Annotated in this window: 13 protein-coding genes and 1 pseudogene; 9 read left to right on the top strand and 5 right to left on the bottom strand. The window is 57.1% G+C overall.

The window, feature by feature from the left end; all coding sequences use genetic code 11:
- Together HU806_RS15035 and HU806_RS15040 are read left to right on the top strand one after the other, a co-directional pair.
- Positions 1-246: hypothetical protein (locus HU806_RS15035; RefSeq protein ID WP_186612139.1), on the top strand; the 246-nt coding region annotated here is incomplete at its 5' end.
- 34 nt (positions 247-280) lie between these two features.
- Positions 281-465 (top strand): annotated as a pseudogene (locus HU806_RS15040) (oligopeptide/dipeptide ABC transporter ATP-binding protein); the annotation flags it as partial.
- A gap of 276 nt (positions 466-741) precedes the next feature.
- On the opposite strand, the gene HU806_RS15045 reads toward HU806_RS15040, so the two are convergent.
- Positions 742-993 (bottom strand): hypothetical protein, encoded by a 252-nt coding sequence (locus tag HU806_RS15045; RefSeq protein ID WP_186612140.1) that lies wholly within the window; start codon positions 991-993, stop codon positions 742-744.
- Between the two features lie 447 nt (positions 994-1,440).
- On the opposite strand from HU806_RS15045, the gene HU806_RS15050 reads away from it, so the two are divergent.
- Together HU806_RS15050 and HU806_RS15055 are read left to right on the top strand one after the other, a co-directional pair.
- The gene (locus HU806_RS15050; RefSeq protein WP_186612141.1) at positions 1,441-2,175 is read left to right on the top strand and encodes a hypothetical protein; all 735 of its coding nucleotides are present in this window, start codon (positions 1,441-1,443) and stop codon (positions 2,173-2,175) included.
- A 615-nt stretch (positions 2,176-2,790) separates the two neighbouring features.
- The gene (locus HU806_RS15055) at positions 2,791-3,150 is read left to right on the top strand and encodes a DUF6124 family protein (protein WP_186612142.1); all 360 of its coding nucleotides are present in this window, start codon (positions 2,791-2,793) and stop codon (positions 3,148-3,150) included.
- Between the two features lie 144 nt (positions 3,151-3,294).
- On the opposite strand, the gene HU806_RS15060 is transcribed toward HU806_RS15055, so the two are convergent.
- The 3 genes from HU806_RS15060 to HU806_RS15070 form a co-directional block, all read right to left on the bottom strand.
- The gene (locus HU806_RS15060; protein ID WP_186612143.1) at positions 3,295-4,884 is read right to left on the bottom strand and encodes a peptide chain release factor 3; all 1,590 of its coding nucleotides are present in this window, start codon (positions 4,882-4,884) and stop codon (positions 3,295-3,297) included.
- 212 nt (positions 4,885-5,096) lie between these two features.
- Complete coding sequence (relB, locus tag HU806_RS15065; protein ID WP_186612144.1) at positions 5,097-5,426, bottom strand: type II toxin-antitoxin system RelB family anti-toxin; 330 nt, start codon at positions 5,424-5,426, stop codon at positions 5,097-5,099.
- 4 nt (positions 5,427-5,430) lie between these two features.
- On the bottom strand, positions 5,431-5,787 hold the full coding sequence (locus tag HU806_RS15070) for a type II toxin-antitoxin system RelE/ParE family toxin (protein WP_186612145.1): 357 nt from the start codon (positions 5,785-5,787) through the stop codon (positions 5,431-5,433).
- Positions 5,788-6,208: 421 nt separating this feature from the next.
- On the opposite strand from HU806_RS15070, the gene HU806_RS15075 reads away from it, so the two are divergent.
- The 5 genes from HU806_RS15075 to HU806_RS15095 all read left to right on the top strand — a co-directional run bounded on the left by HU806_RS15075 (position 6,209) and on the right by HU806_RS15095 (position 11,263).
- Positions 6,209-6,925, top strand: coding sequence for an ABC transporter permease (locus HU806_RS15075; protein WP_186612146.1), 717 nt, complete (start codon positions 6,209-6,211; stop codon positions 6,923-6,925).
- A 26-nt stretch (positions 6,926-6,951) separates the two neighbouring features.
- Positions 6,952-7,854 carry a glycine betaine ABC transporter substrate-binding protein gene (locus HU806_RS15080; protein ID WP_186612147.1) on the top strand — a complete coding sequence of 301 codons (903 nt, stop codon included), beginning with the start codon at positions 6,952-6,954 and terminating at the stop codon, positions 7,852-7,854.
- A gap of 15 nt (positions 7,855-7,869) precedes the next feature.
- On the top strand, positions 7,870-8,523 hold the full coding sequence (locus HU806_RS15085) for an ABC transporter permease (RefSeq protein ID WP_186612148.1): 654 nt from the start codon (positions 7,870-7,872) through the stop codon (positions 8,521-8,523).
- Positions 8,520-9,677 (top strand): osmoprotectant ABC transporter ATP-binding protein OsmV, encoded by a 1,158-nt coding sequence (locus HU806_RS15090; protein WP_186612149.1) that lies wholly within the window; start codon positions 8,520-8,522, stop codon positions 9,675-9,677. The genes HU806_RS15085 and HU806_RS15090 overlap by 4 nt, the downstream gene beginning before the upstream one ends.
- Before the next feature lie 422 nt (positions 9,678-10,099).
- Entirely contained in the window at positions 10,100-11,263 is a 1,164-nt protein-coding gene (locus tag HU806_RS15095) for a type III PLP-dependent enzyme (protein ID WP_186612150.1), read from the top strand.
- Positions 11,264-11,307: 44 nt separating this feature from the next.
- On the opposite strand, the gene HU806_RS15100 is transcribed toward HU806_RS15095, so the two are convergent.
- A complete protein-coding gene (locus tag HU806_RS15100) occupies positions 11,308-12,186 on the bottom strand; it encodes a hypothetical protein (protein WP_186612151.1) in 879 nt (292 codons plus the stop codon).
- Positions 12,187-12,235: the final 49 nt, after the last annotated feature.

A 12,235-nucleotide genomic window follows, 5' to 3' on the forward strand; every position in this document is an offset into this window, starting at 1 on the left:
CAATGGAAAACCCAATACGCCCCCATGCTGCGAAGCGATGTGGTGGAGCTGCGGCGTACGCTGATTGATGGCAACTACTGGATGCGAGAACTCGAAGGACGCGGTTATGAACTCGACGCGACCATTGTCGGCCATCCGTTGTTCATCCGGCTCGGTGAGGAGCGTCTGGAAATGCGCATAGCCGAACAACTGCTGGCGGCTGCCCGCGCCCGCGAAGAACGCAAGAGAGCTGCGTTGCAGGGTTGACGTCGCCAAAGATCAGGAAGAGGAACTGTTGAACAAGCCGATGATCAAGATCGTCGGCGACTGCCCAACCCGCTCAACCCACCGTCCGGCTGCGCCTTTCACAAGCGCTGCCCGTACGCGACCGAGCGATGCAAGACCGAAGAACCGGCGTTGCGCCCGCTCGATAACCGGCTGGTGGCGTGTCACTACGCCGAGCGATTCCTCGACGGCGCGGCATAAGGCATAAGGCATAAGGCATAAGGAAAAGACAGATAGAGCACCTGTGGCGAGGGGATTTATCCCCGTTGGGCTGCGCAGCGGCCCCCACCCAGACAACTCGGTGTGCCAGTAAGATCGGGGTCGTTGCTGTTGGAGCTGCTGCGCAGCCCAACGGGGATAAATCCCCTCGCCACAGGGGTTATAACTTCGCCTTGGGTCATGCACCCGACATGAAAAACCCCTCCAGCCCCGACTGAATCTCAGTGGAGGCTGGAGAGGTTTTGTTCAGGCCAGAACCTACGTCTGGCTATCGCCCTCTTCATCCTCATCACCGTCCGGCGGATCGACGGGCGAACCATAATCATCCTCGCCATCGTCCGGATCACCTGCATCCGCATCGGTCGCGGCAAGCATCAACTCACCCTGCGCCACCGAGCCACTCGACGCGTGCTTTTCATGCTCATCGCACTCAGCCCACGCAGCGGTGGAACCGAGGGACGACATCACCAACACCTTTAGCAAAAACATCATGCGTAGCAGCTTATTCATAACCCATTCCTTCTGTTCCGGATAAAGCCGGAGCCCGACGGCGCTCAAGAAATCTAGTTCTGAACAGGCCGGTTCACCAGATAGGACGCTGCCGAACCACCCAAAATGCCCCCCGCCCTACAGATTGGTTTCGAATAAGCGTTATCTCCAAACCAGCTAACTTCCAAAAACAATGTGGGAGCGAGCCTGCTCGCGATGACGGTGGCACATCCAGCATCCAGGCAAGCTGACCTTCGTCGACACCTGTCAGTCCTGACAGTATACGGACGGCATGCGCGGACTTACTATCGAACCCGTGCCACGCTGGTGTTTCGCCGTACGTGGCGACGCTCCCTCGTTCAGCATCGGTCCTCGCACTACTGCTGGACGACCTGCGAAGGGAGTTGCTTCTTAAGTTAAAGGACAAACCTGGCTAGCCAATCAACCTTTAAAAATAGGAATATGGCAATGAACATAGACTCAGCAAACAAAGAATTAGAAAACAAAAATATAATTGGATTATTGACTATAAAAGAAATGAACCAGAGAACATATATAGAAACAACACTTGCCGGACAAGAACCAGCAGGGTTGGAATTTAACGGGTATGACCCCATACATTGTTTAGGCCCCTTGAGACTGCCAGCAATGGGAGAAATAAGTCGCCTGATAACTTGGTCGGATAGTACGGTAGGCTATGGCATATTCTTTGGATACAAAAAGATAAACAACGTAGACAATTTAATGATTAACATGCCTGGAACTAGAGCTACAGAGGAAGAAATAATAACTAATGTGGAGCGCATAATTGCAAACCCCGCCGTAAAGGTCTTAGTAACTCAAAAGAACTCAGATGTTTCTTACGGCTATACTAGGGCGGAAGGGAGCAGCTTTTTAGTTTTTCCATCTGGCACTGGGCCTGTCTATACTGAGTGGACTTGCATACTCAGAAAGCATGTTTTTCTAGCAAAAGATCTCTCTAGAGATAGCATCAGAATTCAGGACCCTAAATTAAAAGACCTACGTCAATATCTTATAACTGTAAATGCACCCATGTTCAAATTAGGCATTTCAGAGACTGAGATAGCAGTACGATTAGAGGGCTCAATAACAGGAAACCCTGAGGAAATCAAGGGTAATATTTCTAGAATAACATCCATACCATTAAAAGATATTACGCTGCAGATCATAACTTCAAAATAGCAAATATACCAATTTATAGCATTGAGGACAGGATTAGTCGATCACAACAGGTATTGAAAATTAAAACGACCCAGAGAAAAGCGGCGTATATACGCGCCGCCTTCCCTTACACTTTATTAACCCGAAGCGCTCATGGCCGCGTAAATAAAAACGGCTGGATGCCTTCTAATTTTTGCCCCCCAACGAAATTTCTCAAGACTTTCAGTCGTGCACAATAACTGATAAAGAATCCTTCTTTCCGGATAAAGCCGGGACACGACAGTGTTCAAGAAAAGCTAGCTCTGAATAGGCAGGAGCGCTAGTCTCGAGGCTACATTGCCTTGCGCCTTTGCCTACAACTAAGCCAGAATCCGCCCGCTTGTGCGCCTTGGGCCGGGACTCTATGGTTACCGGGTCGCTGAAAATCAGCGGTCGGGTTTAGCGACCTGAACCATAGGCACGTAAGCAGCCATGCTTTATTGCGGGATCTCACCGCAACTACGTTATGGCGGCTGTATGTGGGAGACCTTCGGGTCTGCCGGGTGCCTATGTCCGGTTCGCTAACCTGCGTGCAGTCGCCACCATTCTGTTTAGCGACAGGTATTGGCGGCTCCCATTCCCCATAGGAGCGTCATCATGTTCAAAGCCACACCCAACCCACCAGAATCAGACCCCACCTCGTCCTACTCAAGCCTCGACCCGGAAAAATTCCACGAAGCCACTGAGCGGGCGCTCGATTATTATTTGAAGCCGGAACAGGCCAAGCCCAAGAAAGATCTACCAGCAAGTCAGCTCTTCACAGTCGTCGAGAGCATCGATACTGAAAGCCTGCTCGCCAACCTCAGCGAAAACCTGGCCTCGGCCAACGCCATGATCAGCGACTTGGTGTTTGATCTTGAGGGTTCTCGCCGGCATGTTGCGATGGGGATCCTGCAGATGATTGAGGTAAGTGAGCTGCTGGCGAATCGGGCGCTGGATATTGCCGATCCACGCTAGCAACTCGCCCCAAACCGAAAGGGCTGGCTGGCACTTGTAGACGCCTCGACTACAAGGTCGCCAGCTCGCCGCCCCATGCAAGCCGACCCACCGCTATCGCGAGCAAGCTTTGCTCCCACAGGTTTCGGTTTCAACGTTCAGCGCTTAGTGATGCTCACGGGTCGCGCGGAATTTCACATCCGGCCAGCGCTCTTCCATCAGCGCCAGGTTGACCCGTGTTGGCGCCAGGTAGGTCAAATGCCCACCGCCGTCCAGCGCGAGGTTTTCCACAGCCTTGTTGGAGAATTCCTCGAGTTTTTTCTTGTCGTCGCATTCAATCCAGCGGGCGGAGTACACAGTGATCGGCTCGTAGGAGCACTCGACCTTGTATTCCTCTTTCAAGCGGCTGGCGACGACGTCGAACTGCAGCACACCGACGGCGCCGAGGATGATGTCGTTGCTGCGCTCCGGGAAGAACACCTGGGTGGCGCCCTCTTCGGCCAGTTGCTGCAAACCTTGGCGCAGTTGCTTGGACTTGAGCGGGTCCTTCAGGCGCACGCGGCGGAACAGTTCCGGGGCGAAGTGCGGGATACCGGTGAAGCCCAGGGCCTCGCCTTCGGTGAAGGTGTCGCCGATCTGGATGGTGCCGTGGTTGTGCAGGCCGATGATGTCACCGGCGAAGGCTTCTTCCAGTTGCTCGCGTTCTGACGAGAAAAAGGTCAAGGCGTCGCCGATGCGCACGTCCTTGCCGGTGCGCACGTGGCGCATCTTCATGCCTTTTTCGTACTTGCCGGAGCAGATGCGCATGAAGGCGATGCGGTCGCGGTGCTTGGGGTCCATGTTCGCCTGGATCTTGAACACGAAGCCGGCGAACTTTTCTTCCACCGGCTCCACGGTGCGCTCGTTGGCGACCCGTGCCAGCGGGCGCGGGGCCCAGTCAACCACTGCGTCGAGCACATGGTCCACGCCGAAGTTGCCCAGGGCGGTGCCGAAGAACACCGGGGTCAGTTGGCCGTCGAGGAATTCCTGCTGGTTGAACTCATGGCAGGCGCCCTGAACCAGCTCCAACTGGTCGACGAAGCGGTCGTACTCATCGCCCAGGTGCGCGCGGGCTTCGTCGGAGTCGAGCTTCTCGATGATCTTGGTTTCGGTGCGTTCATGACCGTGACCGGCGGTGTAGACGATGATGTAGTCGTCGGCCAGGTGGTACACGCCCTTGAAGTCGCGGTAGCAACCGATCGGCCAGGTGATCGGCGCGGCCTTGATCTTCAGGACCGCTTCGATCTCGTCGAGCAGTTCGATCGGGTCGCGGATGTCGCGGTCGAGTTTGTTGATGAAGCTGACGATCGGCGTGTCCCGCAGACGGCAGACGTCCATCAGCGCAATGGTCCGTGGCTCGACGCCCTTACCGCCGTCGAGGACCATCAAGGCCGAGTCCACCGCGGTCAGGGTGCGGTAGGTGTCTTCGGAGAAGTCTTCGTGGCCCGGGGTGTCGAGCAGGTTGATCATGTGATCGCGATACGGGAATTGCATGACCGACGTGGTAATGGAGATACCCCGTTGTTTTTCCATTTCCATCCAGTCGGAGGTGGCATGGCGGTCGGACTTGCGGGATTTCACCGTGCCGGCCACCGCAATCGCCTTGCCCATCAGCAAAAGCTTTTCGGTGATGGTGGTCTTACCGGCATCGGGGTGGGAAATAATGGCGAAAGTGCGTCTGGCATTGACTTCATTGACAATTTTGCTGTCGGACATCGTTCAAAATCTCGATTGTGCATGCTGTTATGCACACACTGAAAAATTTGCTTTTGGCCGATTGCACAGGCCAGTACAGGGAACCGCGCATTGTAACAAAGGGTGGGCGGGAGCGCTCGGTACGATGGCCGATAGCGCTTGGCTGGGACTGCGCCCTCACCGAAAGAGGTGACTGCAAACCAAAAGGCCATTCGTCTGGATGGCCTTTTTTCTTACTGGCAGTCCGTGTTCAGGTCACGAAATCCTTCCAGCTTCACGGGGCCACGACCGGGAAGCCGGGCAACCAATTCCAGTGTTCCCCCCATAGCCTCAACATATTCACGCAGCGTAGAGAGCAGCATGTCGGTACGCTTCTCCACTTTAGAGACGTTGCCTTGCTTCATGTGGAGAAGACCAGCCATAGTCTCCTGGGTGAGATTCAGCTCCTTGCGCAGTTCCTGCAAGGTCATCTGTTCTGCAATGAGCTCCGCGCCGCGCTGTTCGATCTTTTGTCGACGGGCAGCGGGAAGCCCTTTCATAATCTCGTCGATTGACTTAGCCATTGCCTTACCCTTTCTTCAGTGTGCTCAGATGCCGGTCAAAGCGGACATCTGCTGTCTTGATCAAGTCCTTATAGAACTTCTTCTGGCTACCGCCTGACTTGTCATCACCAACCAGCAGGACAGCTTTCCTTTCCGGATCGAACGCGAAGGCCACACGCCAGACCCCATCATCCGCCTTGAAACGCAACTCTTTCATATTGGCGTGCTTTGAGCCGTTAAGAGTGTCCACCTGCGGGCGCCCTAGTTCCGGACCAAATCGCTCGAGTACTTTGAGCTGGGCCAGCAGTTCATCCTGAACCGCCTCGGCCATGGCCCCGAATTCCGGCTCAAACTCATCACAAAACTCGACAATCCATGGCATTGCAAATATGTCCTTAAGAGAATATTCCGTCAAGTATATAATTCAACCCTGCCCGATCCCGGCCGATTCCATACGGCCTGTTTTATCACGGGCAATCGCCTGGCAGGTGATTCAAAAAAAGGGCAGAAACTATAGCCCAACTTGAGCCAGGAACCGAACCGTTGAGCACATCAAGGGTGGCCAGATGCTGCCGCACATGGGAACCTTTTGCCCCGTGGAGACGTCCACCCCCCTGATACGCGCAACCGTCAGGGTCTGAAAAATCAGCAAGTTAGCCTGACGAGGCTGCGCTCATGGCTCAATTCACGGCCGTTTACCGGCCCCGAAAAAGAGCTGCTTCTCGCGAACGTTTTCCCGGCAGCCCGTGACGGTTTGTCGCCCGGGACAGCGTGCGCCGACTGAAAGACAAAGGAGTCCGCCTGTGGCTATCCGCTATGGCAAAGGGCTTATCGGGGGTGCGGTCGTCGTCGCCCTCCTGGCCCTGTTGGTCCACTGGATCGGCATCGATACGATCCACCGTTACCGCGACGACCTGCTGTTTTACCTGCAAGCGCACCTGATGCTTGTATTGGCCTCCATGCTGGCGGCCCTGATCGTCGGCATCCCCGCCGGCATCGCCCTCAGCCGCCCCGGCATGGTCGGGCGCGCCGAACGCTTCATGCAAGTGTTCAATATCGGCAATACCGTGCCGCCCCTGGCCGTGCTGGCCATTGCCCTGGGCATCCTGGGCATCGGCAGCGGACCCGCCATCTTCGCCCTGTTCCTCGCCTCGCTGCTGCCCATCGTGCGCAACACCTATGAAGGCTTGAAGAATGTCCAGGGCTCGCTCAAGGAAGCCGCCGTCGGCATCGGCATGACCCCGCGCCAGGTGCTGTGGAAAGTCGAGTTGCCCAACGCCGTGCCGATCATCGTCGGTGGCGTGCGCGTAGCGTTGGCGATCAACGTCGGCACCGCACCACTGGCTTTCCTGATCGGTGCCAACAGTCTCGGCAGCCTGATCTTCCCCGGCATTGCCTTGAACAACCAGCCGCAATTGTTGCTCGGCGCCGCTTGCACGGCGCTGCTGGCATTGCTGCTCGACGGTCTGGTGACACTCGCCAGCCGCCTCTGGCTGGAACGTGGCTTGCGCCCGTCCTGAGCCTGGCTGGATAAAGGAAATCGTTTATGAAGAAGTTGAGCTTGATCCTGGGCTGCCTGCTGCTGTTCGCAGGGTTTGCCCAAGCCGCGGAAAAACCGCTGATCCGCCTCGGCGCCCGGGTGTTCACCGAGCAGACGTTGCTGGCGGAAATCACTGCGCAATACCTTCGCGATAAAGGTTACGACGCGCAAGTCACCGGCGGGCTGGGCAGCAACCTGGCCCGTAGCGCTCATGAGACCGGGCAATTGGATTTACTGTGGGAATATACCGGCGTGTCGCTCGTGTCCTACAACCACGTCACGGAAAAACTCGACAGCGCCCAGTCCTACGCCCGGGTGAAAGAACTCGACGCGAAAAAGGGCCTGGTCTGGCTGGCGCCGTCGAAATTCAGCAACACCTACGCCTTGGCGCTGCCGGAAAAAGTTGCGAAAAAGTACCCGCAGATCAATTCCATCAGCCAGTTGAACACCGTGTTGCAGGCCGAGGCCGACGAGAACCATCTGGTGGCCCTGGACACCGAGTTCGCCAACCGCTCCGACGGCCTGGCCGGCATGGTCGAACAGTACGGCATGAACCTGACCCGCAAGAACATCCGGCAGATGGACGCGGGCCTGGTCTATACCGCCCTGCGTAACAGCCAGGTATTCGCCGGCTTGGTGTACACCACCGACGGGCGCTTGAACGCGTTCAAACTGAAGTTGCTGGAAGACGACAAACACTACTTCCCCGACTACACCGCCGCGCCGGTGGTGCGTCAGGCATTCCTCGATGCGCACCCGCAGCTGGCCGCGCAGCTCAAGCCGCTGGCCGAGCTGTTTGATGACGCAACCATGCGCCAGCTCAACGCCCGTGTGGACGTCGACCATGAAAGCCCCTCAGCCGTTGCCGCCGATTTCCTGCGCCAGCATTCGCTGCTCTCAACCCAATGACCTGGAGGAAAAGCCATGGATTTTCTTGACGCCTTTTCCCATCTGGACTGGCCGCTGGTGCTGCACCTGACCTGGCAGCACATCACCCTGGTGGGCATCGCCGTGACCCTGGCAATTATGGTCGGCGTGCCGCTGGGCATTTTCATGACCCGCTTCCCGTCGCTCGCCGGCCCCTTGCAGGCCAGCGCCACGGTGCTGCTGACGATTCCGTCGATTGCGCTGTTCGGCCTGTTGCTGCCGTTCTATTCCAAGTTCGGCCAGGGCTTGGGGCCGATGCCGGCGATCACCGCCGTGTTCCTCTATTCCCTGCTGCCAATCATGCGCAACACCTATTTGGCCTTGACCGGCGTCGAACCGGGTATCCGTGAAGCCGCTCGCGGCATTGGCATGACGTTCGGCCAACGTCTGCGCATGGTCGAATTGCCCATCGCCGTGCCGGTGATCCTCGCCGGCGTGCGCACCGCCGTGGTCATGAACATCGGCGTCATGACCATCGCCGCCACCATCGGCGCCGGTGGCCTGGGCGTGCTCATCCTCGCTTCCATCAGCCGCAGCGACATGTCGATGCTGATCGTCGGCGCCGTACTGGTCAGTCTCCTGGCCATCTTCGCCGACCTGCTTTTGCAATGGCTGCAACGCTCGCTGACTCCTAAAGGACTTCTCAAATGATCGAACTTCAAAACCTCAGCAAAACCTTCAAGAGCAACGGCAAGGACGTCAAGGCCGTGGACTCGGTGAACCTGATCGTCAACGAAGGCGAGATCTGCGTGTTCCTCGGGCCGTCGGGCTGTGGCAAGAGCACCACCCTGAAGATGATCAATCGGCTGATCCCGCCCACTTCGGGCAAGGTGTTGATCAATGGTGAAGACACCACCGGCCTCGACGAAGTGACCCTGCGCCGCAACATCGGCTACGTGATCCAGCAGATCGGCCTGTTCCCGAACATGACCATCGAGGAAAACATCACCGTGGTGCCGCGCCTGTTGGGTTGGGACAAGCAGAAGTGCCACGACCGCGCCCGCGAGTTGATGAGCATGATCAAGCTCGAACCCAAGCAATACCTGCATCGCTATCCGCGTGAACTGTCCGGCGGCCAGCAGCAGCGAATCGGCGTGATCCGCGCCTTGGCGGCCGATGCGCCGCTGCTGCTGATGGACGAACCGTTCGGCGCGGTCGACCCGATCAACCGCGAGATGATCCAGAACGAGTTTTTCGAGATGCAACGGGCGCTGAACAAGACCGTGATCATGGTCAGCCACGACATCGACGAGGCCATCAAGTTGGGGGACAAGATCGCAATCTTCCGCGCCGGCAAGCTGGTCCAGTGCGATCACCCCGACACGCTGCTGGCGCACCCGGCCGATGAGTTCGTCAGCAATTTCGTCGGCCAGGACAGCACGCTCAAGCGGCTGTTGCTGGTCAAGGCCGAAGACGCGGCAGACAACGCCCCGTCGGTCAGTCCCGAAACGCCGGTGAGCGAGGCTTTGGAGCTGATGGACGAACATGACCGGCGCTACGTGGTGGTCACCTGCGCCGAGAACAAGGCCCTGGGCTACGTCCGCCGTCGCGACCTGCATCGCCAGACCGGCACCTGCGGACAATACCTGCGCGAGTTCAACGCCACCGCCGCCTACGACGAGCACCTGCGGATCCTGTTGTCGCGCATGTACGAGTTCAACCGTTCGTGGCTGCCGGTGCTGGATGCCGAGCGGGTGTTCCTTGGGGAGGTGACCCAGGAATCGATTGCCGAGTACCTGAGCTCGGGGCGCTCACGCGGCGGCAAGACCAGCATTGTCTCGCCGGCCGAAGCCGCGTCGGCCTAGGCGGCGGCGAGACTGCCCTTGTGGCGAGGGAGCTTGCTCCCTCGCCACAAGGGCAAGCGCGACATTCAACAGGCTCGGAGACAGATCCGAGGGAACATCAACCTGTCACACCGGTCGGTTACATCATGAGCTGTCGCAGGCCGCACGACGGATGTGTGCAGAAACGCGACATTTTTAGTTGATCTCAGGCCCCTCACGCCCTAAAGTTCGCGCCGAACGTCCATGCTGGAAACGATCCATCCGGCTCAAGTACTGACGACGAGACAGCAAGGCCAAGGGAATCATGTATCCCATGGCCTTTTTGCTTTCGGCGACATGCCTTGGGAAGTAGGCGAACCAAAGTGGGGATACGGAGGACGTTCACGGGGGCTGCTTGCCCTCACACCCATTGATCCTGATGTTTGCCAGTAGGAGTCCCAAGTATGTCGATCCAGGTCGAAGATTATTTCGCGCGCGAAACTTTCCAGAAAATGAAAGCGTTCGCCGACAAGCAGGAAACCCCGTTCGTGGTGATCGACACCGCGATGATCTCCAAGGCCTATGACGACCTGCGCGCCGGTTTCGATTTCGCCAAGGTCTACTACGCCGTCAAGGCCAACCCGGCGGTGGAAATCATCGACCTGCTCAAGGAAAAAGGCTCGAACTTCGACATCGCCTCCATCTACGAGCTGGATAAGGTCATGAGCCGTGGCGTCGGCCCGGATCAGATCAGCTACGGCAACACCATCAAGAAATCCCGCGACATTCGCTACTTCTACGAGAAGGGCGTGCGCCTGTACGCCACAGACTCCGAAGCCGACCTGCGCAACATCGCCAAGGCCGCGCCGGGCTCGAAGGTCTATGTGCGAATCCTCACTGAAGGCTCGACCACCGCTGACTGGCCGTTGTCGCGCAAGTTCGGCTGCCAGACCGACATGGCCATGGACCTGCTGATCCTGGCCCGCGACCTGGGCCTGGTGCCTTACGGCATTTCGTTCCACGTCGGCTCGCAACAGCGCGACATCAGCGTCTGGGACGCGGCCATCGCCAAGGTCAAGGTGATCTTCGAACGTTTGAAGGAAGAAGACGGCATTGTCTTGAAGCTGATCAACATGGGTGGCGGCTTCCCGGCCAACTACATCACCCGCACCAACAGCCTGGAAACCTACGCCGAGGAAATCATCCGCTTCCTCAAGGAAGACTTCGGCGACGAGCTGCCGGAAATCATCCTGGAGCCGGGCCGTTCGTTGATCGCCAACGCCGGTATCCTCGTCAGTGAGGTGGTGTTGGTGGCGCGTAAATCCCGCACCGCGGTCGAGCGTTGGGTGTACACGGATGTGGGCAAGTTTTCCGGCCTGATCGAAACCATGGACGAAGCCATCAAGTTCCCGATCTGGACCGAGAAGAAAGGCGAGATGGAAGAAGTGGTCATCGCCGGCCCTACCTGCGACAGCGCCGACATCATGTACGAAAACTACAAGTACGGCTTGCCGTTGAACCTGGCCATCGGTGATCGCCTGTATTGGTTGTCGACCGGGGCCTATACCACCAGCTACAGCGCGGTGGAGTTCAATGGGTTTCCGCCGTTGAAGTCGTTTTACGTGTAACCCCGACAGTCAAAGAGAAGGTCCATGCAATCATGGACCTTTTTTTATTTTCGTAGCCAGGTTTCAAAATCCTTCAACTCAGTCAAGCAATGGTCGAGCGTTGTTATCGCCGTATCCAATTTCAGATTCAGCTCTCCCAAGGTGCGCGAGGAAATCGCTCGATCGAGTTCGTTCTCTACGCTCTGCATCTGCTGGTACAGCGCCTGGGTCAACAAGCTCATGTGTGAATTCAAATTGACGAACGCATTGGACAAGGATGCGATATCAGCCTTGTACTCCGCAGCCCTGACCGAGGCATCCCGGGAGGAATAAACAATATCCCAGGGCGGTGTGGTATCGGCCTCTTGAAACAACGCCTGCACCAGCGTCGGTTGAGCATGACAATGACAGGACCGATGCTCCATGGCACTGGTAAACACCGCGGTCACACCAAACGACTCATTGTTCAGCTCGTTGAACTTGAACCAGAGCTGTCTGATTGAGCTCCTGACGGTAATGAAACGCATGAAAAACTCATGGACCAAGTCCCCGATCTTCATCGGTGGTGCAATCATCCAGCGCTCGGAACGGGAAAAACTGAACTGTCGGAAATCCAGGTCGGCGAGGAGTTGCCGCCCTGAGGTCTGCGCCGTGATACCCAGCGCCTCCTGGGTGAACACTCTCAGCTCCTGCGTATGGGCGCCGCAGGACACCCTAATAGCATTAACGTCTTGCTCCAGTGCCAAAAGATACTTCGCATGAAAGTACGCATTGTTCAAACGTGTATCCGCAGCCAATGTAACGGATTGATGACCGCTTATGCGACGTCGCTCCAAGACGAGCGGAATCTTGTCAAAGACCGAGCGCAGCGTATCGAGAAAATATATGCGGCGATCTAGAGTCCTGCGCTGAGTCTCAGTAAAACTACTTTTTAATGAGTCCATGATATGCCTTGATGATGGCGGCCTCTCGGGCCGCCAACGTTTTATCAGT

The sequence above is a fragment of the Pseudomonas sp. SWRI154 genome, from assembly GCF_014268645.1.
Lineage (GTDB): Bacteria > Pseudomonadota > Gammaproteobacteria > Pseudomonadales > Pseudomonadaceae > Aquipseudomonas > Aquipseudomonas marvdashtae.

Bases quoted from the DNA above. Each gene is read 5' to 3' on its own strand.
- HU806_RS15045 (WP_186612140.1), bottom strand. From the start codon at position 993: ATGAATAAGCTGCTACGCATGATGTTTTTGCTAAAGGTGTTGGTGATG.
- HU806_RS15050 (WP_186612141.1), top strand. From the start codon at position 1,441: ATGAACATAGACTCAGCAAACAAAGAATTAGAAAACAAAAATATAATT.
- HU806_RS15055 (WP_186612142.1), top strand. From the start codon at position 2,791: ATGTTCAAAGCCACACCCAACCCACCAGAATCAGACCCCACCTCGTCC.
- HU806_RS15060 (WP_186612143.1), bottom strand. From the start codon at position 4,884: ATGTCCGACAGCAAAATTGTCAATGAAGTCAATGCCAGACGCACTTTC.
- relB (WP_186612144.1), bottom strand. From the start codon at position 5,426: ATGGCTAAGTCAATCGACGAGATTATGAAAGGGCTTCCCGCTGCCCGT.
- HU806_RS15070 (WP_186612145.1), bottom strand. From the start codon at position 5,787: ATGCCATGGATTGTCGAGTTTTGTGATGAGTTTGAGCCGGAATTCGGG.
- HU806_RS15080 (WP_186612147.1), top strand. From the start codon at position 6,952: ATGAAGAAGTTGAGCTTGATCCTGGGCTGCCTGCTGCTGTTCGCAGGG.
- HU806_RS15085 (WP_186612148.1), top strand. From the start codon at position 7,870: ATGGATTTTCTTGACGCCTTTTCCCATCTGGACTGGCCGCTGGTGCTG.
- HU806_RS15090 (WP_186612149.1), top strand. From the start codon at position 8,520: ATGATCGAACTTCAAAACCTCAGCAAAACCTTCAAGAGCAACGGCAAG.
- HU806_RS15095 (WP_186612150.1), top strand. From the start codon at position 10,100: ATGTCGATCCAGGTCGAAGATTATTTCGCGCGCGAAACTTTCCAGAAA.
- HU806_RS15100 (WP_186612151.1), bottom strand. From the start codon at position 12,186: ATGGACTCATTAAAAAGTAGTTTTACTGAGACTCAGCGCAGGACTCTA.